At 59.4% G+C, this 21,438-nt stretch carries 25 protein-coding genes and 1 tRNA gene; 20 read left to right on the top strand and 6 right to left on the bottom strand.

Translation table 11 applies throughout. From position 1 onward, the window contains the following. The 9 genes from nrdR to JJ889_RS12270 all read left to right on the top strand — a co-directional run bounded on the left by nrdR (window position 1) and on the right by JJ889_RS12270 (window position 7,599). Window positions 1-486 carry a transcriptional regulator NrdR gene (gene nrdR, locus JJ889_RS12310; RefSeq protein WP_291895523.1) on the top strand — a complete coding sequence of 162 codons (486 nt, stop codon included), beginning with the start codon at window positions 1-3 and terminating at the stop codon, window positions 484-486. Further along, window positions 483-1,175 carry a RibD family protein gene (locus JJ889_RS12305; RefSeq protein WP_291895521.1) on the top strand — a complete coding sequence of 231 codons (693 nt, stop codon included), beginning with the start codon at window positions 483-485 and terminating at the stop codon, window positions 1,173-1,175. Before nrdR ends, JJ889_RS12305 begins: the two co-directional genes overlap by 4 nt. Beyond that, on the top strand, window positions 1,175-1,786 hold the full coding sequence (locus JJ889_RS12300; protein WP_291895519.1) for a riboflavin synthase: 612 nt from the start codon (window positions 1,175-1,177) through the stop codon (window positions 1,784-1,786). Before JJ889_RS12305 ends, JJ889_RS12300 begins: the two co-directional genes overlap by 1 nt. Further along, on the top strand, window positions 1,783-2,898 hold the full coding sequence (ribB, locus tag JJ889_RS12295) for a 3,4-dihydroxy-2-butanone-4-phosphate synthase (protein ID WP_291895517.1): 1,116 nt from the start codon (window positions 1,783-1,785) through the stop codon (window positions 2,896-2,898). The genes JJ889_RS12300 and ribB overlap by 4 nt, the downstream gene beginning before the upstream one ends. 1 nt (window position 2,899) lies before the next feature. Then, the gene (gene ribH, locus JJ889_RS12290; protein ID WP_291895515.1) at window positions 2,900-3,337 is read left to right on the top strand and encodes a 6,7-dimethyl-8-ribityllumazine synthase; all 438 of its coding nucleotides are present in this window, start codon (window positions 2,900-2,902) and stop codon (window positions 3,335-3,337) included. 1 nt (window position 3,338) lies between these two features. Then, on the top strand, window positions 3,339-3,815 hold the full coding sequence (gene nusB / locus JJ889_RS12285; protein WP_291895513.1) for a transcription antitermination factor NusB: 477 nt from the start codon (window positions 3,339-3,341) through the stop codon (window positions 3,813-3,815). Between the two features lie 3 nt (window positions 3,816-3,818). After that, window positions 3,819-4,787 (top strand): thiamine-phosphate kinase, encoded by a 969-nt coding sequence (gene thiL / locus JJ889_RS12280; RefSeq protein ID WP_291895512.1) that lies wholly within the window; start codon window positions 3,819-3,821, stop codon window positions 4,785-4,787. Window positions 4,788-4,828: 41 nt separating this feature from the next. After that, window positions 4,829-5,326, top strand: coding sequence for a hypothetical protein (locus JJ889_RS12275; protein ID WP_291895511.1), 498 nt, complete (start codon window positions 4,829-4,831; stop codon window positions 5,324-5,326). A 185-nt stretch (window positions 5,327-5,511) separates the two neighbouring features. Continuing rightward, window positions 5,512-7,599 carry a sodium-translocating pyrophosphatase gene (locus tag JJ889_RS12270; protein ID WP_291895509.1) on the top strand — a complete coding sequence of 696 codons (2,088 nt, stop codon included), beginning with the start codon at window positions 5,512-5,514 and terminating at the stop codon, window positions 7,597-7,599. Window positions 7,600-7,652: 53 nt separating this feature from the next. Here the strand turns inward: JJ889_RS12270 and JJ889_RS12265 are convergent, their stop codons facing one another. Next, complete coding sequence (locus JJ889_RS12265; RefSeq protein WP_291895507.1) at window positions 7,653-8,099, bottom strand: hypothetical protein; 447 nt, start codon at window positions 8,097-8,099, stop codon at window positions 7,653-7,655. A gap of 102 nt (window positions 8,100-8,201) precedes the next feature. Here JJ889_RS12265 and JJ889_RS12260 point away from each other — a divergent pair, with 102 nt between their 5' ends. Beyond that, window positions 8,202-9,323, top strand: a complete 1,122-nt coding sequence (locus JJ889_RS12260; RefSeq protein WP_291895506.1) for a serine hydrolase — start codon at window positions 8,202-8,204, stop codon at window positions 9,321-9,323. A 2-nt stretch (window positions 9,324-9,325) separates the two neighbouring features. Here JJ889_RS12260 and bamE read toward each other — a convergent pair whose 3' ends face one another. Beyond that, window positions 9,326-9,820, bottom strand: a complete 495-nt coding sequence (bamE, locus tag JJ889_RS12255) for an outer membrane protein assembly factor BamE (protein WP_291895505.1) — start codon at window positions 9,818-9,820, stop codon at window positions 9,326-9,328. 100 nt (window positions 9,821-9,920) lie between these two features. On the opposite strand from bamE, the gene JJ889_RS12250 reads away from it, so the two are divergent. From JJ889_RS12250 to JJ889_RS12225, 6 genes are all read left to right on the top strand, one after another. Beyond that, window positions 9,921-10,457: a ubiquinol-cytochrome C chaperone family protein gene (locus JJ889_RS12250; RefSeq protein ID WP_291895504.1), complete on the top strand. Its 537-nt coding sequence runs from the start codon at window positions 9,921-9,923 to the stop codon at window positions 10,455-10,457. Window positions 10,458-10,549: 92 nt separating this feature from the next. Then, window positions 10,550-11,599 carry a phosphate acyltransferase PlsX gene (gene plsX, locus JJ889_RS12245; RefSeq protein WP_291895502.1) on the top strand — a complete coding sequence of 350 codons (1,050 nt, stop codon included), beginning with the start codon at window positions 10,550-10,552 and terminating at the stop codon, window positions 11,597-11,599. Window positions 11,600-11,602: 3 nt separating this feature from the next. Continuing rightward, window positions 11,603-12,577 (top strand): beta-ketoacyl-ACP synthase III, encoded by a 975-nt coding sequence (locus JJ889_RS12240; protein WP_291895500.1) that lies wholly within the window; start codon window positions 11,603-11,605, stop codon window positions 12,575-12,577. Between the two features lie 99 nt (window positions 12,578-12,676). Continuing rightward, a complete protein-coding gene (locus tag JJ889_RS12235; protein ID WP_291895498.1) occupies window positions 12,677-12,982 on the top strand; it encodes an integration host factor subunit alpha in 306 nt (101 codons plus the stop codon). Window positions 12,983-13,029: 47 nt separating this feature from the next. Further along, window positions 13,030-13,470: a MerR family transcriptional regulator gene (locus JJ889_RS12230; RefSeq protein WP_366940104.1), complete on the top strand. Its 441-nt coding sequence runs from the start codon at window positions 13,030-13,032 to the stop codon at window positions 13,468-13,470. Between the two features lie 84 nt (window positions 13,471-13,554). Next, window positions 13,555-13,632, top strand: a tRNA-Pro gene (locus tag JJ889_RS12225). A gap of 12 nt (window positions 13,633-13,644) precedes the next feature. Here the strand turns inward: JJ889_RS12225 and JJ889_RS12220 are convergent. Continuing rightward, window positions 13,645-14,883, bottom strand: a complete 1,239-nt coding sequence (locus tag JJ889_RS12220; RefSeq protein WP_291895494.1) for an FAD-dependent oxidoreductase — start codon at window positions 14,881-14,883, stop codon at window positions 13,645-13,647. Between the two features lie 142 nt (window positions 14,884-15,025). Here JJ889_RS12220 and JJ889_RS12215 point away from each other — a divergent pair, with 142 nt between their 5' ends. Further along, window positions 15,026-16,066 carry a COX15/CtaA family protein gene (locus JJ889_RS12215; RefSeq protein ID WP_291895492.1) on the top strand — a complete coding sequence of 347 codons (1,041 nt, stop codon included), beginning with the start codon at window positions 15,026-15,028 and terminating at the stop codon, window positions 16,064-16,066. Between the two features lie 10 nt (window positions 16,067-16,076). On the opposite strand, the gene JJ889_RS12210 is transcribed toward JJ889_RS12215, so the two are convergent. Together JJ889_RS12210 and JJ889_RS12205 are read right to left on the bottom strand one after the other, a co-directional pair. Continuing rightward, a complete protein-coding gene (locus JJ889_RS12210; protein ID WP_291895491.1) occupies window positions 16,077-16,991 on the bottom strand; it encodes a hypothetical protein in 915 nt (304 codons plus the stop codon). A gap of 71 nt (window positions 16,992-17,062) precedes the next feature. Continuing rightward, window positions 17,063-18,490: an alkaline phosphatase PhoX gene (locus tag JJ889_RS12205; protein ID WP_291895489.1), complete on the bottom strand. Its 1,428-nt coding sequence runs from the start codon at window positions 18,488-18,490 to the stop codon at window positions 17,063-17,065. Window positions 18,491-18,702: 212 nt separating this feature from the next. Here JJ889_RS12205 and rplM point away from each other — a divergent pair, with 212 nt between their 5' ends. Both rplM and rpsI read left to right on the top strand, forming a co-directional pair. Further along, window positions 18,703-19,167: a 50S ribosomal protein L13 gene (gene rplM, locus JJ889_RS12200; protein WP_291895487.1), complete on the top strand. Its 465-nt coding sequence runs from the start codon at window positions 18,703-18,705 to the stop codon at window positions 19,165-19,167. 44 nt (window positions 19,168-19,211) lie between these two features. Next, window positions 19,212-19,664: a 30S ribosomal protein S9 gene (rpsI, locus tag JJ889_RS12195; RefSeq protein ID WP_366524271.1), complete on the top strand. Its 453-nt coding sequence runs from the start codon at window positions 19,212-19,214 to the stop codon at window positions 19,662-19,664. Between the two features lie 57 nt (window positions 19,665-19,721). On the opposite strand, the gene JJ889_RS12190 is transcribed toward rpsI, so the two are convergent. Then, complete coding sequence (locus JJ889_RS12190) at window positions 19,722-20,651, bottom strand: LysR family transcriptional regulator (protein ID WP_291895484.1); 930 nt, start codon at window positions 20,649-20,651, stop codon at window positions 19,722-19,724. 17 nt (window positions 20,652-20,668) lie between these two features. Here JJ889_RS12190 and JJ889_RS12185 point away from each other — a divergent pair, with 17 nt between their 5' ends. Next, window positions 20,669-21,367, top strand: a complete 699-nt coding sequence (locus tag JJ889_RS12185) for a bifunctional 2-polyprenyl-6-hydroxyphenol methylase/3-demethylubiquinol 3-O-methyltransferase UbiG (RefSeq protein WP_291895482.1) — start codon at window positions 20,669-20,671, stop codon at window positions 21,365-21,367. Window positions 21,368-21,438: the final 71 nt, after the last annotated feature.

Here is a 21,438-nt window from a genome sequence, read left to right as displayed (position 1 = left end):
ATGCGCTGTCCTTTTTGCGGTCATCCAGACACCCAGGTCAAAGACTCCCGCCCGGCGGAAGATGGCAATGCCATTCGCCGCCGCCGGCAATGCCCGTCCTGTGCGGCCCGTTTCACCACGTTTGAACGGGTACAGCTGCGCGAACTGACGGTCTCGAAAAAGTCTGGTCGCCGGGTTCCGTTTGATCGCGAAAAGCTCAGCCGTTCCATCCAGCTTGCTGCGCAAAAGCGCAATATCGAGGCCGACCGCATCGAACAGATGATCTCCGGTATCGTCAGGCAGCTGGAGAGCTCCGGCGAGACCGACATCACCTCTGACCGGGTGGGCGAGCTGGTGATGGAGGCGCTGAAAAGCGTCGATAGCGTCGCCTATGTGCGTTACGCCTCGGTCTACAAGGACTTCCATCGCGTCGAGGACTTCCGCGAATTCATCAAGGATGAACATCTCGGCGGCGGCAAGAATACGCAAGGCGACAAGGAAAAATGAGCACATCCGCCCAGCCGCGGGTCACGCTCAAATTAGCCACCTCGCTTGATGGCAAGATCGCGCTGTCCAACGGACAATCCAAATGGATCACCGGCCCGGAAAGCCGTGCCGAGGTACATCGCATGCGCGCGGCTCATGACGCGATCCTGACCGGTGTGGGCACTATCCTGGCCGATGATCCGGAGTTCACGGCTCGCACCGATCCCATGCCGGAGAAACAGCCGGATCTGATCGTGCTGGATAGCAAGTTACGTACGCCCGTTACTTCACGAATTTTGCAGCCATTTGGACGAAGCGTTCGGGTCTATCATTGTGAGGCTGCGCCGCCATCCAAGGACCCGGCCTTTTATGAGAGAAAGGCTCGTCTGCAAGACGCCGGGGCAGTCGTCATCGACGGTGGTTTCTACGACTCTCGGCCTGATTTGGAATGGGTTTTAGAGCACCTCGCCAATTCCTATGGCCAACTGATGGTGGAGGCCGGTCAAGGCGTGACTGGGCGTTTTGTGGAATGGGATTTGGCAGATCGATTGGTATGGTTCCGGGCCCCGAAGATCCTTGGGAAAAGGGCGATAGATGCGCTCGATGTTTGGCCCGGCCTTGAGAGTCTCGATCTTGCCCCCATTTTCCATCGCATCTCTGTCACCGAACGCGGTGATGATCTGCAGGAAACTTACGAACGGATTCGCTGATGTTCACAGGCATTATCACCGCCAAGGGCCGTGTGCGCTCGATCACGGGCACAGATATTGTGCGTTTTGAGATCGAGGCGCCTTACGATGCCAATACGATCGATATCGGGGCATCCATCGCCCATGCCGGCGCTTGTCTGACCGTGGTCGAGAAGGAAAACACCGCGAAAGGGTGCTGGTATGCCGTCGAGGTGTCGCCGGAAACCCTGCGCCTGACCACGCTGGGCGATCTGGGCGAGGGCAGTGCGGTCAATCTGGAACGCGCCCTTGCCATGGGCGAGGAGCTTGGCGGACATCTGGTCACCGGCCATGTGGATGGTGTTGGCGAGGTCGTGGACCGGCGCGATGAGGGCGAGTGGGTCGTCTTCACAATCCGGCCACCGGCGGAGCTCAACAAGTACATCGCCAAGAAGGGCTCGGTGACGGTCGATGGCGTGTCACTGACAGTCAATGACGTGACCCGCGAGACCTTCGACCTGATGATTATTCCCCATACCGCAGAGGTGACGACGCTGGGCCAACTGCAAAAAGCCGCGCGCGTAAACCTTGAGGTCGACCTCATGGCGCGCTACGCCGCGCGCCTGAACGAATTTTCGGAGGATCAGGCGTGAGCGATATCCCTCTCTCCCCGATCGAGGACATTATCGAGGACGCCCGCAATGGGCGCATGTTTATCCTGGTCGATGCCGAGGATCGCGAAAACGAGGGTGACCTGGTCATCCCCGCCAAGTTCGCGACGCCCGACGCGGTCAATTTCATGGCCAAACACGGTCGCGGCCTGATTTGCCTGGCGATGAGCCAGGAGCGGATCGAGCAACTCGATCTCAAGCTCATGTCCTCGGAGAACCGTTCGCGCCACCAGACGGCTTTCACCGTGTCCATCGAAGCGCGTGACGGCGTCACGACCGGAATTTCCGCGCATGATCGCGCGCGGACGATTGAAGTCGCTACCGACCCCTCTAAGGGCGCTGATGACATCGCAACACCGGGACACGTTTTTCCACTGGTCGCCCGCGATGGTGGTGTCCTGATCCGGGCTGGGCATACCGAGGCGTCTGTTGATGTCGCTCGGCTGGCCGGTGCCGGTTCCTCTGGCGTGATCTGCGAGATCATGAATGAAGACGGCACCATGGCGCGTCTGCCCGATCTCATCGCCTTTGCTCAGCTGCACGGGCTGAAAATCGGCACGATCGAGGACCTGATCGCCTATCGCCGCCGCAATGACCGTTTCATCGAGCGCCGGCTGGAGAGCGAGTTCACCAGCCAGTGGGGCGGGCCGTTCAAGCTGGTCGTATTCCGCAATACGATTGATGGCGCGGAACATGTCGCGCTGGTCAAGGGCAAGCCGTCCTCCCACGAGCCGACCCTGGTCCGCATGCACAAGGTCTCCTTTGTGGACGATGTCTTGCGCGAGGCTGGCGGTCGCGGAGGTCTGGCAGAAGCCGGTATCAAGGCGCTGGCGGAAAATGACGGTCCGGGCGTGATGGTCTTCATCCGCGAGACCAGCCACACGGCGATTGTCGAGCGCCTGGGTGCCCATCCCGCACTCCCGCAGGACGAACGTGAAGCCCGTCGCCTGCGTGAGTACGGCATCGGTGCGCAAATCCTGCTCGACCTGGGTGTCCAGGAAATGGACCTGTTGACCACCAAGCCGCAGACCATTGTTGGTCTGGAAGGTTACGGCCTGAGCGTTCGCAAGGAACGCCTGTTTTCTGGAGACTGACATGAGCGGATATCGCATTCTCATCATCGCCGGCGCATTTTATCGCGATATCGCTGACCCGATGATCAAGGGCGCGTCCGAAGCGCTGGCCAAGGCCGACTGCTCGTTTGACGTTGTCGAGGTTCCCGGCGCGCTGGAAATTCCTGGGGCCATCACCCAGGCCGAGCTGACCGATGCAGGATATGACGGCTATATCGCGCTGGGCTGTGTCATTCGCGGCGAGACGACGCATTATGACTATGTCTGTGGCGAGTCAGCGCGGGGCCTGATGGACTTGTCTCTGGAGGGCGTTCCGGTCGGCAATGGCATACTGACGGTGGAAAACCGGGCGCAGGCCATGGTAAGGGCGGTCGAGAAAAACAAGGGCGCTGATGCGGCCGAAGCCTGTCTGTCCATCCTGCAGCTTCGCGACCGCTTTCGTGGCGAAGCAGAAGATTAAGATGACAGAAAAAGAAAACCCGTCCGAACGCCGTGCGCGTCTGCGCCGTATGGCGCGCCTGTCCGCTGTACAGGCCCTCTATCAAATGGAAATCGCGTCGCGTGGTGCCAAGGATGTGATCCGGGAATTCCGCGATCATCGTTTCGGTGCGGCGCATGAAGGTCCGGAATATGTCGAGGCGGACGAGGATTTCTTCGATGATCTTGTCAGCGGCGTGGTCAGCAACCAGGCGACAGTTGACCCGGCGATTGATGAAGTCCTGGCCGATGGCTGGCGTATGGAGCGTCTGGACGCGACCGTTCGGGCCATTCTGCGCTCCGGCGGTTTCGAGCTGTTCAAGCGCGACGATGTTCCCGCAAAGGTCGTGATCGATGAATATGTCGAGATCGCCAACGCGTTCTTCGAGGGCTCCGAACCGAAATTCGTCAATGCCGCGCTGGACAAGTGCGGCCGCAAGGCGCGCGCTTCGGAATTCTAGGTGATGAGCGGCTCGAACGAGTTCGACTTTATCGAGACCTTCCTGAAACCCATGACACTGGGTCATCCCGCAGCGCTCGGCCTGCTGGATGACGCCGCCTTGCTGACCCCGCAGGCTGGCCACGAAATCGTGCTTGCGAGCGACATGTTGGTGGAAGGTCGCCATTTTCCGGTTGATGCAAGCGCCGACGTTATCGCGGCGCGGGCCCTGCACAGCAATCTCTCCGATCTTGCCGCCATGGGCGCCTTTCCTCTGGCTTTCATGAGTTCTGTGGCTTTCCCGGAAAGCTGGGAGGCTTCTCGCCGGGAGGCGCTTGCCAAGGCGTTCGCGGCCCTGTCACAGCCGCTGGAACTTCCGTTGATTGGTGGAGACACCACATCAGGAGGCGAGCAGCTGGTTATCTCCCTGACGCTGATCGGGGAAGTGCCGAGCGGGCAGGGGCTTGTGCGCTCTGGCGCGCGTGAAGGTGATGATGTCTGGGTGTCTGGAACGATCGGCGATGCCGGGCTCGGCCTCAAAATGGCGTTGAACACGCTGGACAAGCAGGCCGACCTGCTGGCCCGGTATGAACATCCCGAGGCGCGTCTGGAACTTGGCCTGGAGCTGCGGGGGCTGGCGTCAGCCTGTGTCGACATCTCGGATGGCTTGATTGCCGACGCGGTTCATTTGGCAAAAGCCTCCGGTGTCGGGCTGGAAATCGAAAGCGCCATGATCCCGCTGTCAGATCCCGCACTGTTGTGGCTGGAAAACGAGGGGCAGCCAGGTCTCATCAAGCTGGCGAGTGCCGGCGATGACTACGAGCTCTTGTTCACAGCACCATCCTCACGCTCCGGCGACATCCTGGCGCTGCAGGAGGAAACCGGGCTTTCTCTGAACTGGATTGGACGGGTTATTGCGGGTGAAGGTTGCCAGCTTCTCGATGATGCAGGCGTGGCTCTGGATGTGGCTGCAGGCGGTTTTACGCATTTTTGACGCCTCTCACTTACGCTTTCGGTTGGATGGTGAGGTGTGTGATGCGTTTTCTGATTTCGCTCCTGATGTCGGTTCTTCTAAGCTCGACGGCGCTGGCCGCGGCCTCTGCGCCGCCGTCGAGCGATGACGAGGGCAGTTCCGGCGGTTCCGGAAATCGTTTCCTCATGCTGTTTTCCAGCGGCAATGAGGATGAAGACGAATATGTGGAGGAAGAGGATGATCCTCGTTCCTTCACCATGCCGGCCGTGGTCGCTCCGCTGGCGGAGAATGACCGTCTCACCGGTTTCGCCTATGTGCTGGTTCGCATGCGTGTGGCCCAGGGGCATGACGTCTGGCGCATGCAGGAAAACACCCATTATGCTCTTGATTTGATGACACGAACCGCGTTCCGTGAAGATCTGAGTACTGAAGATGGGCAGGCCCTGAACCGCGAAGCAGCCGTGGCCGCCTGGTCGCAGGCACTTGGCGAGTATTATGGCGCAGGCGCAATCGAAACGCTCGAGATTCGGAGTTTCGACGTCCGTCTTTTCGCCCGATAGCGTCTGTTTTCCTTTTTTCTTGGATATTTAGCGGGTCAAGCGCGTCGGCGTATTGCACCCCCTAGGGGCATTGGGCATAGTCCATTCGTCTAGGGGGAGTTTTTTACGGTCGGCGCGATTCCCGCGTTTGACTTCCCCGTTGAAAATAAAGGCCGATGTGAGGAAAAATAACGGGGCTCTACGCCATGAACATGCTTATGCTGGCCATTGCCGCAGCTGTTCTCGCCATCATCTATGGGGTTGTGCAAACACAACGCCTGATGAGCGCGAGTGCAGGCTCGGAGAAGATGCAGGAAATTGCATCGGCCATCCAAGAAGGCGCTAACGCTTATCTCAAGCGCCAATACACCACCATCGCCATCGTCGGTGTCGTCGTCTGTATCCTGATTGCCGTCACTCTGGGCTGGCAAGTCGCACTCGGTTTTGCCATCGGTGCAGTCCTGTCCGGCGCGGCCGGATTCATAGGCATGCTGGTTTCGGTCCGCGCCAATGTGCGCACGACCCAAGCCGCTAGCACCGGCCTGGCTGCAGGCCTGGCTGTCGCTTTCCGCTCTGGTGCGATCACCGGCATGCTGGTGGCTGGCTTGGCGCTGCTGGGTGTGGCCGGATATTTCTGGCTGCTGACCGGCGCGATGGGCTTTGAGGCGGGAGACCGTACGGTCATCGACGCTCTGGTCGCCCTGGGCTTTGGCGCCTCCCTGATCTCCATCTTCGCCCGTCTGGGCGGCGGCATCTTCACCAAAGGTGCGGATGTGGGTGGCGACATGGTCGGCAAGATCGAAGCCGGTATCCCGGAGGATGATCCGCGCAACGCTGCAACCATCGCTGACAATGTCGGCGATAATGTCGGCGACTGTGCCGGCATGGCTGCTGATCTGTTCGAGACCTATGCCGTGACGGTTGTTGCGACGATGGTTCTCGCGGCGATCTTCTTTGCGGATGGTCTCGGCGCAACGATGATGATCTATCCGCTGGCAATCGCTGCGGTGTGTATCGTCACCTCCATCATCGGTACCTTCTTCGTCAGCCTGGGCGGCGGTACCAATGTGATGGGCGCGCTCTACAAGGGCCTCATCGCTGCGGGTGTGCTGTCCATTGGTGGTCTGTGGGTGGTCAACACCTATGCCCTGCCGAATGGCATGGGCGAGATCGGCGAAGTTGCCGGCACCATGATTACCGGCATGAACCTGTTCTGGTGCGGCCTGATCGGTCTCGTCGTTACGGCGGCGATCATCTGGGTCACGGAATACTATACCGGCACGGAATTCCGTCCGGTGAAGTCGGTGGCTGAAGCCTCCGAGTCCGGCCATGGTACCAACGTCATCCAGGGTCTTGCTGTTTCCCTGGAAGCGACTGCTCTGCCGGCGATCATCATCATTCTCGGTATTCTATCGACCTTCATGCTTGCAGGCCTGTTCGGTATCGCCATTGCGGTGACCACCATGCTGGCCCTGGCGGGTCTGATCGTCGCGCTCGACGCCTTCGGTCCGGTCACCGACAATGCCGGTGGTATCGCCGAGATGGCGGGCCTGGATGAAAGCGTTCGTGACACGACGGATACGCTGGACGCTGTTGGTAACACGACAAAAGCGGTCACCAAGGGTTATGCGATCGGCTCCGCCGGTCTGGGTGCCCTGGTCCTTTTCGCGGCTTATACAACCGACATCGAGCACCTGCTTCACATGGAGCTGGAATTCTCGCTGAAGGATCCGTACGTGATCGTCGGCCTGCTCTTTGGTGGTCTTCTGCCTTACCTGTTCGGTGGCATGTCGATGATGGCTGTCGGTCGTGCCGCGACCTCGGTCGTTGCCGAAGTACGCCGACAGTTCAAGGAGATCCCGGGCATCATGGAGTTCAAGGCGAAGCCGGATTACGGCCGCGCCGTGGACATCCTCACCAAGGCTGCGATCCGCGAGATGATCGTGCCGTCGCTTCTGCCGGTTCTGTCACCGATCGTGCTTTACTTCGCCATCAACGCGATTGCCGGTCAGGCGGCTGCCCTGACGGCTGTCGGTGCGATGCTTTTGGGTGTGATCGTCAACGGTCTCTTCGTGGCTGTTTCCATGACTGTCGGTGGCGGTGCGTGGGACAACGCCAAGAAATACATCGAGGACGGCAATCATGGTGGCAAGGGTTCGGAGGCTCACAAGGCTTCTGTAACCGGTGACACCGTCGGTGACCCGTACAAGGACACGGCCGGTCCGGCTGTGAACCCGATGATCAAGATCACGAATATCGTGGCTCTGCTGCTGCTCGCCTTCCTGGCTGGCTAAGCGGTCCTGATCGATCGAACTGGAAAGCCCCGGTCAGCTGGCCGGGGCTTTTCTCATGCGCGCTGTTCTCTGCGGTAGGCCAGGTGAAAAAGAAACGCTGACCCCGTCCAGATCTCCGCAAAGAAGGTGGTGACCAGGAAAACATCGCTGAACAGGTCCGGCGTTGCCAGGATGAAGCCCAGCGCGCCGAGCGTCATCTGTGTTCCGGCGACCGCAAGCATGGTCGTCCGCATCCCGCTGGCCCGGAAACGGGACAGCGCGGATCCGATGGCTCCCGCTGCAAGCACCAGCGTCATGGCCTGATTGATCGGATGCTCGCCGGAACCGATCAGGCCGACGGCCAGCTGCATCCAGACCAGGACAAGCGCACCCAGAGCGGCGAGGGTGCCGGCCAGGATATGCCAGTGTGATCGTGCATTGCGGGTGATCAGCCAGGTCACCAGCGCGCAGCTGGCAAACAGGGCCGTTGCGATCACATAATCCGTCGTGTCCCAGTTCATAAGCATGTCCCTTGATAGCCCCTGGCCAGATGCAGGTCCGGGAACCAAATCTTTGCGTTTCCTGATCCAAACTGGGTGAATTCTACGCGTGGGGATTGGTAAATGAAAACTCTGGCCACTTCATGGTTCAAGGTGGTGGTGATGGCGTGTTTGTTCGCCAGCCTGTGCGGTCAGGTCTTGGCCCAGCCCGGCTCGCAGGAGCTATCCGCAGACCAGCGAACACGCCTTGATGACATACTGATCGACAGTCAGGCGCTTTACGGGACGATTGGGTATTCGGTTGTGTTGCTGGCCGGTGCCGAGGTGATTTATGAAAACCATGGTGGTGTCGTTGATCAGGTGAGCGGCGCAGCGCCGGATGGAAGTTCGGTCTATCCGGTCTATTCTGCCTCCAAACTCCTGTTCAATGTGGCCCTTCTCCAGGCCGTCGAGCGCCAGGAAATTGCCCTGGATGCCACTTTAGGCACGCTGGTGACTGATCTTCCCGAGAGCTGGAAACAGGTGTCGCTGGCAACTGCGATCTCGCATGCGTCGGGCTTCCCGGAGTATTTCTCACGCCCCTTCGAGCCCACGGCCCGGTCTGCGCTGGAACGGGTGTTCGACGAGCCATTTCTATTCGAACGAGGAACGGGGTCTCGCTATACGCAGACCAACTACGCCCTTGGGCGCCTGGCCCTCGAGCGCGCGTCAGGGCAGCCTTATGAAACCCTGCTGGCACAGGGCCAGGCCGCAGTTGCCGGCATGTCGGATCTGGAGTTTTCCCGAGAGGGCGCACACATCGATAATGCTGTGACCAGCTACCAGTCGGAGGCAGAAGGTGGAGGCTCGAGGGGTATGCTCTACTGGATGCCGTATCATTTCTCCGGAACCGGTCTCAATCTGAGCCTCGACGACTTTACGCTATGGGCGCAGGCGCTGGTGCGGGGGCGGTTCGTGCCGCGAGAAACCCTGCTGGAGCATTGGCAGGGCTTTGCACTGGCGGACGGTGGCCTGTCGCGCTTTTCTCATGGCTGGGAATTTGAGCAGCATGGTGAATTTACCGGCGTCGGCCACGGCGGAGGCGGTCGGGTCGTATTCCGGCACTATTTCGATGCGGACGCACCGGACACTTCAGTCACGGTGGTCTATCTCGACAATGGTGGCACACGCTATTTCTCACAGAGCCGTCTGGCGCTGCGTCTGGCAAGCGTCGTCATGCCTGAATTGTCAGAGGGCGCGGAGTAGACCTACTGGTCGCGACGCGGGCCACCGGCACCGCCTGGCAGATTCTGCTCGCCACCAAACTGCTCGTTGGGAAGCGTGCCGACATTACCCAGCAGCTGTTCCAGGATGGAGAGCTCACGACCGCGGGTCGGCGTTTCCGTAGAGGAGTAGGCCACGACGCGACCATCATCCAGGCCGTATTCGTTCACTTCGGAGACAACGCCAGTGTCGTCGAAGGTGATGGCGATGATGCGACGGTCACGGGTGGAGGGACGCAGATAGGCCAGCGACTCACGTGTTGCCGAGATGTAGTACCAGGTGTTCGTTTCGAACGTGCCGCGTGTGGACGGGTTTCCGAAGCGCTGCAACACAGTCTGTTGCGTGTCCTCGGCAACGGTCACTTCCGGTTCCACGTTGATACCATAGCGATGCCCGTGCGAACGAAGCGTGGGATTACACGCTGCGACGCCAAGCGTGCAGGCAATAATAACGGCAGAAATACGGACGCTGCGTTGCATGAATTCACTCCTCCGGGGGCGGCCCGGCCTGTACTTGCCGTATTGACCTACCCTCGCGGGAGCTTAGCCTCAAGTGCAAAGATTGAGGAGCGCCGATTACATGTTGTTCGGATTGTTCAAGCCGCGACCGGAAAAACTGCTGGCGAGAGAGTTGTACGAGCATCTGCTTGCTGCATCCAGACAGCCTGCCCTGTATGGCGAAGACTGCGTTCCCGACACGCTCGAGGGTCGCTTCGAGATGGTGGTGTTACATACCGCCCTGGTGATCCGTGTGTTTCAGGCGAGTGCTGAACAGGCGCACCGCGATATCTCCCAGGTTCTATTTGACACCATGTTCGATGATTTTGACGCGGCCATGCGCGAGATGGGGGTAGGCGATTCCGGAGTGGGCAAGAAAATCCGCTTCATGGCCGAGGGCTTTTATGGACGTGCCAGCGTTTATGACGAGGCGCTGAAAGTTGACGACCCGGGCGTGTTGGAGCTCGCGATTGCCCGCAATATTTTTGCGTCGGAAGAGACAAATTCAGCGTCGCGTAAACTCTCGGACTACGTGCGGGCGAGTGCGGAAAAGCTTGATGCGCAAGGGGCGTTGACGCTCGCGGAAGGCGCCGCTCCGGATTTCGTCACGCTCGGCTGACCGTTTTCCCGCCTTGCATCTGTCCGGAGGTCCGATAAGTTCCGCTGGGTTTTGGCGGTTAAAGCCGTCGCAAGGGGACGCGACCTTCCTGCATGACTGGCATTCCTACGATTTCGGTAGACGCGATGGGGGGCGATCTTGGCCCGCGCGCGGTCGTTGAGGGTATCGTGCAAGCGCTTAAACGCTGGCCGGACCGACAGACGAAATATCTCCTTCATGGCGACCAGGCTGAGCTGCAACCGCTGCTGGATGAATATCCGGCGGTCGCAGCTGTCTGCGAGCTACGCCATTCCGATAGCCAGGTCCAGATGACGGACAAGCCCAGCGAGGCGGTGCGTCGTGCGCGCGGCTCCTCCATGTGGAATGCGATCCAGTGCGTGAAATCGGGTGAGGCGGATGCGATCGTGTCTTCCGGCAATACCGGTGCGCTGATGGCGATTTCCAAGGTCATCCTGCGTATGAAAAAGGGTGTACACCGTCCGGCGATTTCTGCGAACTGGCCGACGCCGAAGGGGCATACTGTCGTTCTTGATGTCGGTGCCAATGTTCAGTGCGGTGCAACCCAGCTGGTCGAGTTCGCCATCATGGGCGAAGCGTTCCATCGCGCCGTTTTTGGTGAGAGCAAGCCCAAGGTCGGCCTGCTCAATGTCGGTCAGGAAGAGCTCAAGGGTAATGATATCGTGCGCGAGGCTGACGGCCTTATTCGCAATTCCGGACTGGACCTCGACTACCAGGGCTTCATCGAGGGCAATGATATCAGCGCCGGTAATATCGACGTGGTCGTGACTGATGGTTTCACCGGCAATATCGCGCTCAAGACCGCTGAAGGTACGGCGCGACTGGTTGCCGGATGGGTGCGTGAAGCGCTGACGAGCTCACTGCTGGCCAAACTCGCCGCCGGCCTGTTGTCTCTGGGCGCGCTTGACCGTCTGCGGCAGCGTATGGATCCGCGTTACATCAATGGCGGTGTCCTGCTTGGCCTCAAGGGTATTGTGGTCAAGAGCCATGGCGGTGCTGATGGTGAAGGTTTCGCTTCCGCGCTCGGCCTGGGTTACGCCATGGCACAGAGTAATTTCATGCCGGAATTACGGCGCATGCTCGACAAGTTCATGGACTTCGACGAGCAGGAAAAAAATGGCTGAGTAATGACTAAGCGTATTTCGCGGATTGCCGGCGTCGGGTCCTATCTGCCCGCACGCATCCTGACCAATGCGGAAATGTCCTCGATGGTTGATACCAGCGATGAGTGGATCCGCGAGCGCACGGGTATTCGACAGCGGCATATTGCGGGCGAGGGCGAGACCACGTCTGACCTGGCTGAGGCGGCTTCACGCAAGGCGCTGGAACATGCCGAGCTGGATGTCGCTGACATCGACCTCATTGTGATGGCGACCACAACGCCTGACTTCACCTTTCCCTCTACTGCGACCGTGTTACAGGCGCGACTGGGCATCACCCAGGGCGCAGCGTTTGACGTCCAGGCGGTGTGTACCGGCTTCGTCTATGCGATGTCGATCGCAGATAATTTCATCGCCCGCGGCCAGGCGAACAAGGCGCTGGTAGTGGGTGCCGAGACAATGTCGCGCATCGTGGACTGGACCGATCGTACGACGTGCGTCCTGTTTGGCGATGGTGCCGGCGCTGTTGTGTTGAGCGGTGAAGAGAAAACCGGTGCGGATGATGCCGGTGTCATGGCGAGCTATCTGCGCTCGGACGGGCGTTACAAGGACCTGCTCCATGTGGATGGTGGTCCGTCCGCAACTCAGTCTGTCGGTCATCTGCGCATGGTCGGCAACCAGGTTTTCCGCCATGCCGTGACCAATATCGCCGAATCCATGACCACGATTGCCGGGCGAGCGGGGGTCGATATTGCGGATGTTGACTGGTTCGTGCCGCACCAGGCCAATCAGCGAATCCTGGAAGGGGTGGCGCGCAAACTGTCCATTCCGACCGAGAAGGTTATCTCCACGGTCGCCGATCACGGGAATACGTCTGCGGCATCGGTTCCGCTGGCACTGGACCGGGCGATTCAGGATGGCAGGATCAAGCGCGGCGACCTCCTGTTGATGGAAGCTCTGGGCGGAGGTTTCACCTGGGGCGCGGCTCTCGCGCGTTACTAAAACGCGAAATTGCCGATTTTCTTGACTTTTTTCTTGGTCGGAGCGTTGACGCGCCCCCATTTTGGGGCTTAGCCTGTACTCATCTGTCTGGGGATTGCTATGTCGGATAAAACTCTTACGCGTGCAGATCTGGCCGAGGCGGTATACCGAGAAGTCGGTCTTTCCCGCCAGGAATCTGCGGATCTTGTTCAGGCTGTATTGGGTATGGTGTCCGATACGCTTGCGAACGGCGAATCTGTTAAACTGTCGTCGTTCGGATCCTTTCTCCTGCGCGACAAACGTGGTCGTGTCGGGCGCAATCCCAAGACAGGGGTAGAAGTTCCGATTGAAGCTCGTCGCGTGCTGGTTTTCAAACCATCGCACGTTCTGAAGGAGCGCGTCGATTCGGCTCTGTCCAAGGACTAGACCTTGTAAACGGGGTCGAAGGCTGACGCGATAAACGCATGTCGGTCTTGGAAAAATCACCGGACGCCTTTCGCACCATCAGCGAAGCCGCTGAGGAGCTTGACGTTCCGGCTCATGTATTACGCTTCTGGGAGAGTAAATTTGCCCAGATCAGTCCGCTGAAACGTGCGGGCGGGCGGCGGTTCTACCGACCGCAAGACCTCGCTTTGCTGCGCGGAATCAAGCATCTGCTCTATTCAGAAGGCTTTACCATCAAGGGCGCCAAGAAGTTCATCAAGGACAATGGCGTCGCCTCAATCGTCGAGCTGGGCAATAACCCGAACAGAGACATCGCCAGGGCAGTTGACAGTGCAGATGTGGAGGCCAGACCTGAACCCGTCCGCAAGGCGGCGCCGGGTGGTCGATCCAACCGTGAGATCAAGGATGTGATCCAGGAATTGGAAGGCGCGCGGGCGAAGTTGAAGTCGGCGCTCAATCCAAAGATCTGAATCTCGCTGAATGGGGTGTTGCTCCGTTTTCGGCCTGTGCCTATAACGGCGTCCCCGTCGTGGCGACCTGCCATGAAAACAAGTCGGAGCGTGGCGCAGCCCGGTTAGCGCACTCGCCTGGGGGGCGAGGGGTCGCGAGTTCGAATCTCGCCGCTCCGACCATTTTTCCCATCGCTATTGAGCGGCCTTCATGATGTCCTTCATCATGATTTCCGGATTGGCCAGGTCTGCCTGATCGGGCCTTGCGTTCTTCATGATCATCATTTTGGACGCCATGAAGCTCTGGGGATCATTGACGCAGTCTGCGGCGACTAGGACGCCGTCGCGCAAATGGAAGATCGCTATCTGGTCGGGATTGGCCCCCTTGCGCACGATCTGTGTATCTGCACCCTGGAGCAGCCCAGCGGTCTGCAGTTTCAGGTCAAACTGGTCGGACCAGAACCAGGGTACTTCGCGCTTCGGTAGCGGAGTTCCACAGATCGCTGCTGCAACCAGCTTTCCCTGTTCCAGCGCGTTGGGCACGGATTCAAGGCGCATACGGGTCCCGGAAAGCCAGTTGTGCTGATTGCAGCAATCACCGATCGCATAAATGTCGCGAACCGAGCTCTGACACGTTTCATCGACCAGGATTCCGTTGTCACATTCAACACCAATGGCACTGGCCAGTTCGATATTGGGCAGAACGCCGATGCCGACGAGGGCGCTGTCGCACTCGATACGGCTGCCGTCGGCCAGCTCGACACTGGTAATTCGTCCGTTCTCGCCGGTCAGCTTGCTGACCTGGCTGGCTAGGCGGACATCGACGCCACGACTTTGGTGGGCGTTTAGATAGAAGGCTGAAAGTTCTTCCGGCGCTACCCGGGCCAGAAGGCGCGGCATGGCCTCCACCACGACGGTTTCGGCGCCAAGTTTTTTGGCGACCGAAGCGGCCTCCAACCCGATATAGCCGCCGCCAATGATGGCGATCCGTCGCCCGGGCCCTACGTCGGCCTTGAGTTTATCGACATCGGCTATATTGCGCAGATAGCGTACACCCTCCAGCTCTGCACCCGCGACGGGAAGTTCGCGCACGCGCGAACCGGTCGCGAAGACGAGGTGGTCATAGCGATGGCTGCTGCCATCCTCGAAGGCGACGATCTGTTCCTCTCGATTGACGGCCGTGGCGCGCAGGCCGGTACGCATCTCGACCTTTTGTTCGGCCCAGGCTTCCGGTGTCTGCACCCAGAGACGGTCTTCACCGATCTCACCGGACAGATAGGCCTTGGACAGGGGCGGGCGTTGGTAGGGCGGATGTGGTTCTTCACCGACAATGAGGATTTTGCCGTCAAATCCGTTGCGGCGCAGACTCAAGGCGCACTGACCACCCGCCTGGCCGGCGCCGATGATAACAACCGTCTGATCCGTGGAGCTCATTTTCGTCCTCGTCGCTTTTCGCCATCATGGCGCGAGTAAAGATCAAGGGCGAGCCCCAATTCAGCCTGCGACATGATTTCACCGTCCTGGGTGCTTGCGCTCGCGCCCGGATGCGATAGCTACGGTGCCAACAGGAGTTGTCATGAGCTATCGTTCCCACACCCCTCCCATGGTCGCGACTTGGTTGTTTATTGTCGCGCTGATGATCTGCGCGATGATCATTGTTGGCGGTGCTACACGCCTGACCGATAGTGGTCTGTCGATCACAGAGTGGAAACCGATCACCGGTGCCATTCCCCCGCTTTCGACTGCGGACTGGGAAGAGGCTCTGCAGCTCTATCGCTCAACCACCGAATACCAGGAAGTCAACCGCGGGATGAGCATGGAGGAATTCCAGTTCATTTTCTGGTGGGAGTGGGGGCATCGCCAGCTTGGTCGACTGATTGGCCTGGCTTTCGCGGTGCCGCTGCTTGTCTTCTGGCTGCGAGGAGATCTGACAGCGCGCCTCAAGCCGCGTCTGTTGGTACTGCTCGTGCTGGGTGGTCTGCAGGGCGCCATTGGCTGGTGGATGGTGGCGTCAGGCCTTGTTGATCGGCTGGATGTCAGCCAGTACCGCCTGGCCACCCATCTCGGCATGGCCTTTGTCCTGCTGGGCGCGACCGTCTGGTGCGCCCTGGAAGCGCGATACGGCGCACCGCCAGTCCGGGCGGGCACTCACACGCGCTGGTTCCTCTTTTTCTGGGGTCTGGTCTTCGTTCAGATCATGGCCGGTGCTTTCGTGGCCGGGATTGATGCCGGCGTTGTGCACAACACCTGGCCGCTGATGAGCGGGCAACTGGTTCCCTCCGATTATCTGCAGGATGCTTTCAGCGCCCAGAACCTGCCTTTCTTCCAGGCGATTTTTGAAAGTCGGGCAGCCGTTCAGCTGCAGCATCGCTGGCTGGCCTATCTTGTGGTGATCCTGACGGGCGTAACGACCTGGCTGATTTTCCGTGAGCCGCGCGTATCGCTGAAGCCCTTCATGGTGATCCTGCCGGCGCTGGTCCTGGCCCAGGTGGCGCTGGGTATCGCGACGCTGCTGGCGGTGGCACCACTGTCGCTGAGCCTGCTGCACCAGGGCGGTGCCATCATTCTCTTTATCGCCTGCGGGGCGGCCGCCTGGACCGCCCGCAGATCGATTTGATGCAACCGGTCTATTCGATCGTGAAATAGGCCCGGGTGAAGGCCTCTCGAGAGATGACCTTCACGCGATTGTCCGAGCGATCAAACACGCCGAGCATGCCGTCGCCATAAGCGGTATAGCCGTAAGTGGTGGCGGTAATGTCGATTGCCGCAGGTTCCTGGATACCAGGCGTGCTCAATCCGTCCACGACAGTCACATTGGCAGCGCGTTCCAGATCAGCCGCATGGAAAGTGTGCAGCTCCCGACTTGCGGCGTTCGTGAGGACAATCAGGCTGGATCCGTTGAAATCGCCAGAGGCAATGCCGGTCGCAGCGATCTGCAATTCAGCTTCGACAACACCGTCAGCGGAGAGCCTGGTGACGCCACCCGCAGGGCTCAAAGTAAAGATCGCGTTGTCGATCGTGGTGCATTCGCGAGCCGGCGCCTGAAGCTCGAAACTGCTGCGCTGGGTTACACTCAGCAGATCTTCGCCGCTGTCCTGGATGCGGATGATTTCTGCGGTGGCGCCGGTGCCGAGCAGGACCAGGTCAATATAGCCAATACCTTCCTCCAGCATGCACAGCCCGGCCACGCCGTCGCGGGGTGTGAATTCGCCCAGAGGGAGTTCAAACACCCGGAAATCCGCGAGCGTCACGACAAAACCGTGCAAGGCAGAAGCGTCACTGGCGGCGCCGAAAACAAGTGGCAAACGTTCGCCGCGGAGCTGGAAGTCCGGCGCAGCTGCGAGAGTGGACAAGCCGGGGCCGGCATGTTCGGCACGCACTTCGCCATCGGCGTCATACACATCGAGTCCACCGGAGCGTGGTGCTCCGATGATGGCGCCCAGGGATGGGGTTTCAAGGTTGGGCAGGAATACGATGTCCGCAGCGTCTTCGTCGCGTGTGCGGAAGGCAGCCGTGACCAGGACTTCGCGTTCAAAGTTCACGGCGACATCCGGCGCGGCATCCGGTTCCTCGATTTCACCGCAGGCTGCCAGAGCCAGCAGCGAGCAGCCTATCAGGCTCGCACGCGCCAGGGACCGCGGACGGCGAAGGTCCGCCCGGGATTTCGTTGAACGTTGAAGAACAGGGTCAAACCATCGGGACTGAAACATGGTCCGGTAATCTCACTTTTTTCGCCATCAGGGCCGATATCGGCATTTCTGCCAATCGTATACACCTCACCGGACGGCGTCACGCCGCGGATGTATTGATCGGCATCTCCGTCTTCCACGACAATGAGGTCACCCCAAGGCGCGACGCAGATATTGTCGCAATATTCCATGATGCGATCATCCGTGCTCTCGAGGAAAAGCGTGAGCTCACCTGGCTCACCGGCTTCTCCGGGACGGCCTTCAAAACGGCTCGGGCGGTATCGCCAGATCTGGCCGATGCGTGCCGGACCGCCATCCGTGCAGGTGAAATAACATTCCCCATTGCCCCACCAGAGCCCTTCGCCGCGTGTGAAGCGCGCCGCGCCGGCTGCATGGCCACGTTCGGCAAGATCCGCGTCCGGCGCCTCGACATCGTCCAGATCGATCCAATACACCTGAACTGAAGCGCCCTGGGCGAGTGACTGCATGTCCCAATTGCGGAGGTCGGCGCCGGGCTGACCGCGTACCGCGAGTGCCTGCAGACGTCCACCGCGGGCCAGTTCGCCGGGCACATCGGGTAGGAAGCGATAGAAGAGGGAGGTGCCGCGCTGGTCCTCGGTCTGGAACACGACACCGCTAGCCGGATCAACCGCCACTGCTTCATGGCGAAAACGGCCCATGGCCTTGAGCGGCACAGGCTGGATGAGGCCTGTGGCCGAGGAGGGGACCTCGAAATTATAACCATGCTCGACCCGGGCATCCGGGCCCGCATTCATCTCGGTTTCTTCACAGGTGATCCAGCTGCCCCAGGGCGTCACACCGCCAGCGCAGTTGTTATTGGTTCCTGCCAGCGACATGAAACTGCGTTCGACCCGAAGCGTGTCCGGGTTGACGATCAGATGGGTGGTGCCACCTAGGTGGGGACGACCATCCTCGGTCCAGTCCCAGACCCGCGAGCGATCAATACGATCCAGCCGGGATGCATCCGATGCAAAGGCGGACTTGGTATATTGGTCCTGTCGAAGCTCGTGATTTCGAACGAGAGTGAGCAAGCCGTCAGGGCGCGCAAAACAGCCCATGCCGTCAAAATCTCCCGCGGCCAACAGCCCGTCGGACATTTCTTCACCCATGGTCGACAGGACCCGGTAGGAAAAACCGTCAGGCAGGTCGAACAATCCGGCTGGGTCTCGTCGTAGAGGCCCATGCGGATTGATCATGTTCGTGTAGGCCTGTTCGAGATTGTCCAGCGGGGCGTGAGCCGTGCCACGCATTGTCTGACAGGCCGACAGTCCGGTGAAGGCAATCGAGGTTGCTGCAGCTTGCTGCAAAAAGTGACGGCGGGACAGGGACATGACGCTCTCCATAAGGCTTGAAATCACGTAGCGAATACAATGAGTTTGCGACGCTCGTATGACCGGTTTCTGTTTTGCGGTATTATATAACCGCATGGCTAGGTGTAATTAAAACAACGCTTTTTGCGATGGGTGCTTGACGCTTGAGTCATTCGAACGTACATCGCGCGCTCGAATTCGCACCATGGCTCTAAATCTGAGGCAGGATTGAAATGAAAACTTACTCCGCAAAACCGGCGGAAGTCGAGAACAAGTGGATTGTGATCGACGCAGAAGGCGCTGTTGTTGGCCGCCTGGCGTCGTTCATCGCCATGCGTCTTCGCGGCAAGCACCGTCCGGACTTTACCCCGCATGTCGACACTGGCGACCACGTTGTTGTCATCAACGCTGAAAAAGTTGTCTTCACCGGCAACAAGCGTGACGACAAGCGTTACTACCGTCACACCGGCCACCCGGGCGGCATCAAGGAAACCAGCCCGGCGAAACTGCTGGACGGTCGTTTCCCGGAACGCGTCCTGGAAGCTGCGGTCAAGCGCATGCTGCCGAAAGAAAGCCCGCTGGCTCGCAAGCAGTTCTCCAAACTGCGCGTCTACGCCGGTACCGATCACAAGCACGAGGCTCAGCAGCCTGAAGTGATCGATTTCAAATCCATGAACTCCAAGAACGCACGAGGCTGATCATGGCTGATGAAGCACGTTCCCTCGAGGACCTGAAAGACGTCATCACTGACGCCGGCAATGACGCTGTCGAAACCAGCGCAACGCCGACCGAGCCGCAGATCGACGAACACGGCCGCGCCTATGCCACTGGCAAGCGTAAGAACGCCGTCGCTCGTGTTTGGATCAAGCGTGGCAATGGCAAGATCACGATCAATGGTCGCGATCAGGAACAGTATTTTGCGCGTCCGGTACTGCGCATGCTGCTCCAGCAGCCGCTGGAAACCGCTGAGCGTGTCAACGAGTTTGACATCGTCGCAACCGTCAAGGGCGGTGGCCTGTCTGGCCAGGCCGGTGCGGTTCGCCACGGCATCTCCAAGGCGCTGACCTATTTCGAGCCGGGCCTGCGTCCGGTGCTGAAAGCCAACGGCTTTATCACGCGCGACAGCCGCGTTGTTGAACGTAAGAAGTACGGCAAGGCGAAAGCCCGTCGTTCCTTCCAGTTCTCCAAGCGTTAATCGCTGCGACCTTTACAGGTTACGAGACGGGCGGTTCCAAATGGAGCCGCCCGTTTTTTATTGACTGATATTTTGAGGGGGCGGGCTGGCGTGAAGGATTGCTGACAGCTCCTCTGCCAGCAGGTCAAACACCAGCCGGATCCGCCGACTGGTCTTGAGTTCCTGGTGCGTGACCAGCCAAACCGGGACATCGAGCTGCTTGAGCTTGTCGGGCAGGACCATTTCCAGTTCCGGGTACAGGCCAGCGAAATCATGGGTGAGTGGTGTGATGCCAAGGCCTTCGCGCACATAAGCCATGATGGCCGGGCCACGATTGGCACTGATACGGAAATTGTCCAGGCTGATCTCAAATCCCATTTCACGGAAATAGGGCAGGGCTTCCTCATTCCGGTCGAAGCCGATGAAGGGATAATTCTTCAGATCTTCTGGCGTTTCCGGTCGTCCCCACTCATCGAGAAAATCCCGTGTTGCATACAGCGCGCCCTTCGTCTCCCCGATGAGCTTGCAATAAAGGTCGGACTGGTCTGGACGAGCATGGCGGATGGCGATGTCCGCCTCACGTTTACGCAGGTCCCGGATCTCCGATGCGCCAATGATCTCGATCGAGATTCTGGGAGCCTGCTCACGCAGCTTGCGCAGGATCTTGGGCAGGAATACCGCTGCCATCGTATCCGTCGAGGTGATCGTGACCTGGCCGTCCACGGTAGAGGCCTGGCCGGATGCGGTAAGCGAGATGCGGTTGGCGGCTTCTCCCATCGCCCGGACATGTTCCAGTAATTCAATGCCGGACTGGGTGAGGTCGGTCGAGCGATGGCCGCGCTGGAACAGTATCACTCCCAGGGTTTCTTCAAGCGCGGTGATTTGCCTGCTGAGTGTGGGTTGGGTTTGTCCCAAGGCCCGCGCAGCAGCGGACAACGAGCCTTCCTCGGCCGTGGCCAGAAAAGCCCGAACCTGGTTCCAGTCAAAGGAGATAGCCTGCCAGTTCATTGTTCTATGTATATCAGATGTCCGAATATGATCGGTGTATATTCGATACTTGTATATGTATTGAGAGGGGCAACACAAGCGATCAGAGAGAGATAATGAGTAACAAGGCCCGGTTTTGGGATCGCATCGCGACCAAGTATTTTCAGCAGCCCATCAATGATGAGGCAGCCTATGAGCGCAAGCTCGAGCTGACCCGCGAGAAGCTGAGCAAGGACAGTAACGTGCTGGAATTCGGTTGCGGGACCGGCGGTACGGCGCTGAAACACGCACGATTTGTAAAGCATATCCTCGCCACGGATATTTCCGAAAACATGCTCGAGATCGCCGATCGGCAGAAGGCGGAAAACGGCGTCGAGAACGTCACTTTCCAGCAAGCCGATTTCGATACGCTTACGGCACCTCAGGTCAGTTTTGATGTCGTGCTGGGGATGTCTATCCTACACCTTTTGTCAGACCGGCGTCCGGCGATTGCCAAAGTGCGCGAGATGCTCAAACCGGGCGGGTATTTCATCACCAGCACGGCCTGCCTGGGCAACAAACTCTGGTTCATGGCGCCTCTCCTGTGGGGCGGGCGCCTGATTGGTAGATTGCCGCTGGTGCGCATCTTCACCTATGGCCAGCTGGTCGACAGCCTGCGTGATGGCGGTTTTGAGATTGAACATGAATGGGTGCCGGGCAGCGGTAATTCTGTCTTCGTGATCGCGCGCAAACCCTAACCATCCTTCCCCCTAGGAGGTCGGGGCTGCGCCACCTATATGAGGGACGCAGCCCCCTTTGTCTTGAGGCC

It is taken from the genome of Maricaulis sp. (assembly GCF_017643475.1).
GTDB lineage: Bacteria > Pseudomonadota > Alphaproteobacteria > Caulobacterales > Maricaulaceae > Maricaulis.
This window is presented reverse-complemented; position numbering and strand designations above follow the sequence as displayed.

Excerpts from the sequence above, each read along its gene's own strand:
- JJ889_RS12215 (WP_291895492.1), top strand. The coding sequence starts at position 15,026 with ATGAGCTATCGTTCCCACACCCCTCCCATGGTCGCGACTTGGTTGTTT.
- JJ889_RS12270 (WP_291895509.1), top strand. The coding sequence starts at position 5,512 with ATGAACATGCTTATGCTGGCCATTGCCGCAGCTGTTCTCGCCATCATC.
- nrdR (WP_291895523.1), top strand. The coding sequence starts at position 1 with ATGCGCTGTCCTTTTTGCGGTCATCCAGACACCCAGGTCAAAGACTCC.
- JJ889_RS12265 (WP_291895507.1), bottom strand. The coding sequence starts at position 8,099 with ATGAACTGGGACACGACGGATTATGTGATCGCAACGGCCCTGTTTGCC.
- nusB (WP_291895513.1), top strand. The coding sequence starts at position 3,339 with ATGACAGAAAAAGAAAACCCGTCCGAACGCCGTGCGCGTCTGCGCCGT.
- JJ889_RS12205 (WP_291895489.1), bottom strand. The coding sequence starts at position 18,490 with ATGTCCCTGTCCCGCCGTCACTTTTTGCAGCAAGCTGCAGCAACCTCG.
- JJ889_RS12260 (WP_291895506.1), top strand. The coding sequence starts at position 8,202 with ATGAAAACTCTGGCCACTTCATGGTTCAAGGTGGTGGTGATGGCGTGT.
- thiL (WP_291895512.1), top strand. The coding sequence starts at position 3,819 with ATGAGCGGCTCGAACGAGTTCGACTTTATCGAGACCTTCCTGAAACCC.
- JJ889_RS12190 (WP_291895484.1), bottom strand. The coding sequence starts at position 20,651 with ATGAACTGGCAGGCTATCTCCTTTGACTGGAACCAGGTTCGGGCTTTT.
- JJ889_RS12300 (WP_291895519.1), top strand. The coding sequence starts at position 1,175 with ATGTTCACAGGCATTATCACCGCCAAGGGCCGTGTGCGCTCGATCACG.
- JJ889_RS12250 (WP_291895504.1), top strand. The coding sequence starts at position 9,921 with ATGTTGTTCGGATTGTTCAAGCCGCGACCGGAAAAACTGCTGGCGAGA.
- ribH (WP_291895515.1), top strand. The coding sequence starts at position 2,900 with ATGAGCGGATATCGCATTCTCATCATCGCCGGCGCATTTTATCGCGAT.
- JJ889_RS12235 (WP_291895498.1), top strand. The coding sequence starts at position 12,677 with ATGTCGGATAAAACTCTTACGCGTGCAGATCTGGCCGAGGCGGTATAC.
- bamE (WP_291895505.1), bottom strand. The coding sequence starts at position 9,820 with ATGCAACGCAGCGTCCGTATTTCTGCCGTTATTATTGCCTGCACGCTT.
- JJ889_RS12185 (WP_291895482.1), top strand. The coding sequence starts at position 20,669 with ATGTCCGAATATGATCGGTGTATATTCGATACTTGTATATGTATTGAG.
- JJ889_RS12220 (WP_291895494.1), bottom strand. The coding sequence starts at position 14,883 with ATGAGCTCCACGGATCAGACGGTTGTTATCATCGGCGCCGGCCAGGCG.
- rplM (WP_291895487.1), top strand. The coding sequence starts at position 18,703 with ATGAAAACTTACTCCGCAAAACCGGCGGAAGTCGAGAACAAGTGGATT.
- plsX (WP_291895502.1), top strand. The coding sequence starts at position 10,550 with ATGACTGGCATTCCTACGATTTCGGTAGACGCGATGGGGGGCGATCTT.
- JJ889_RS12275 (WP_291895511.1), top strand. The coding sequence starts at position 4,829 with ATGCGTTTTCTGATTTCGCTCCTGATGTCGGTTCTTCTAAGCTCGACG.
- JJ889_RS12305 (WP_291895521.1), top strand. The coding sequence starts at position 483 with ATGAGCACATCCGCCCAGCCGCGGGTCACGCTCAAATTAGCCACCTCG.
- JJ889_RS12240 (WP_291895500.1), top strand. The coding sequence starts at position 11,603 with ATGACTAAGCGTATTTCGCGGATTGCCGGCGTCGGGTCCTATCTGCCC.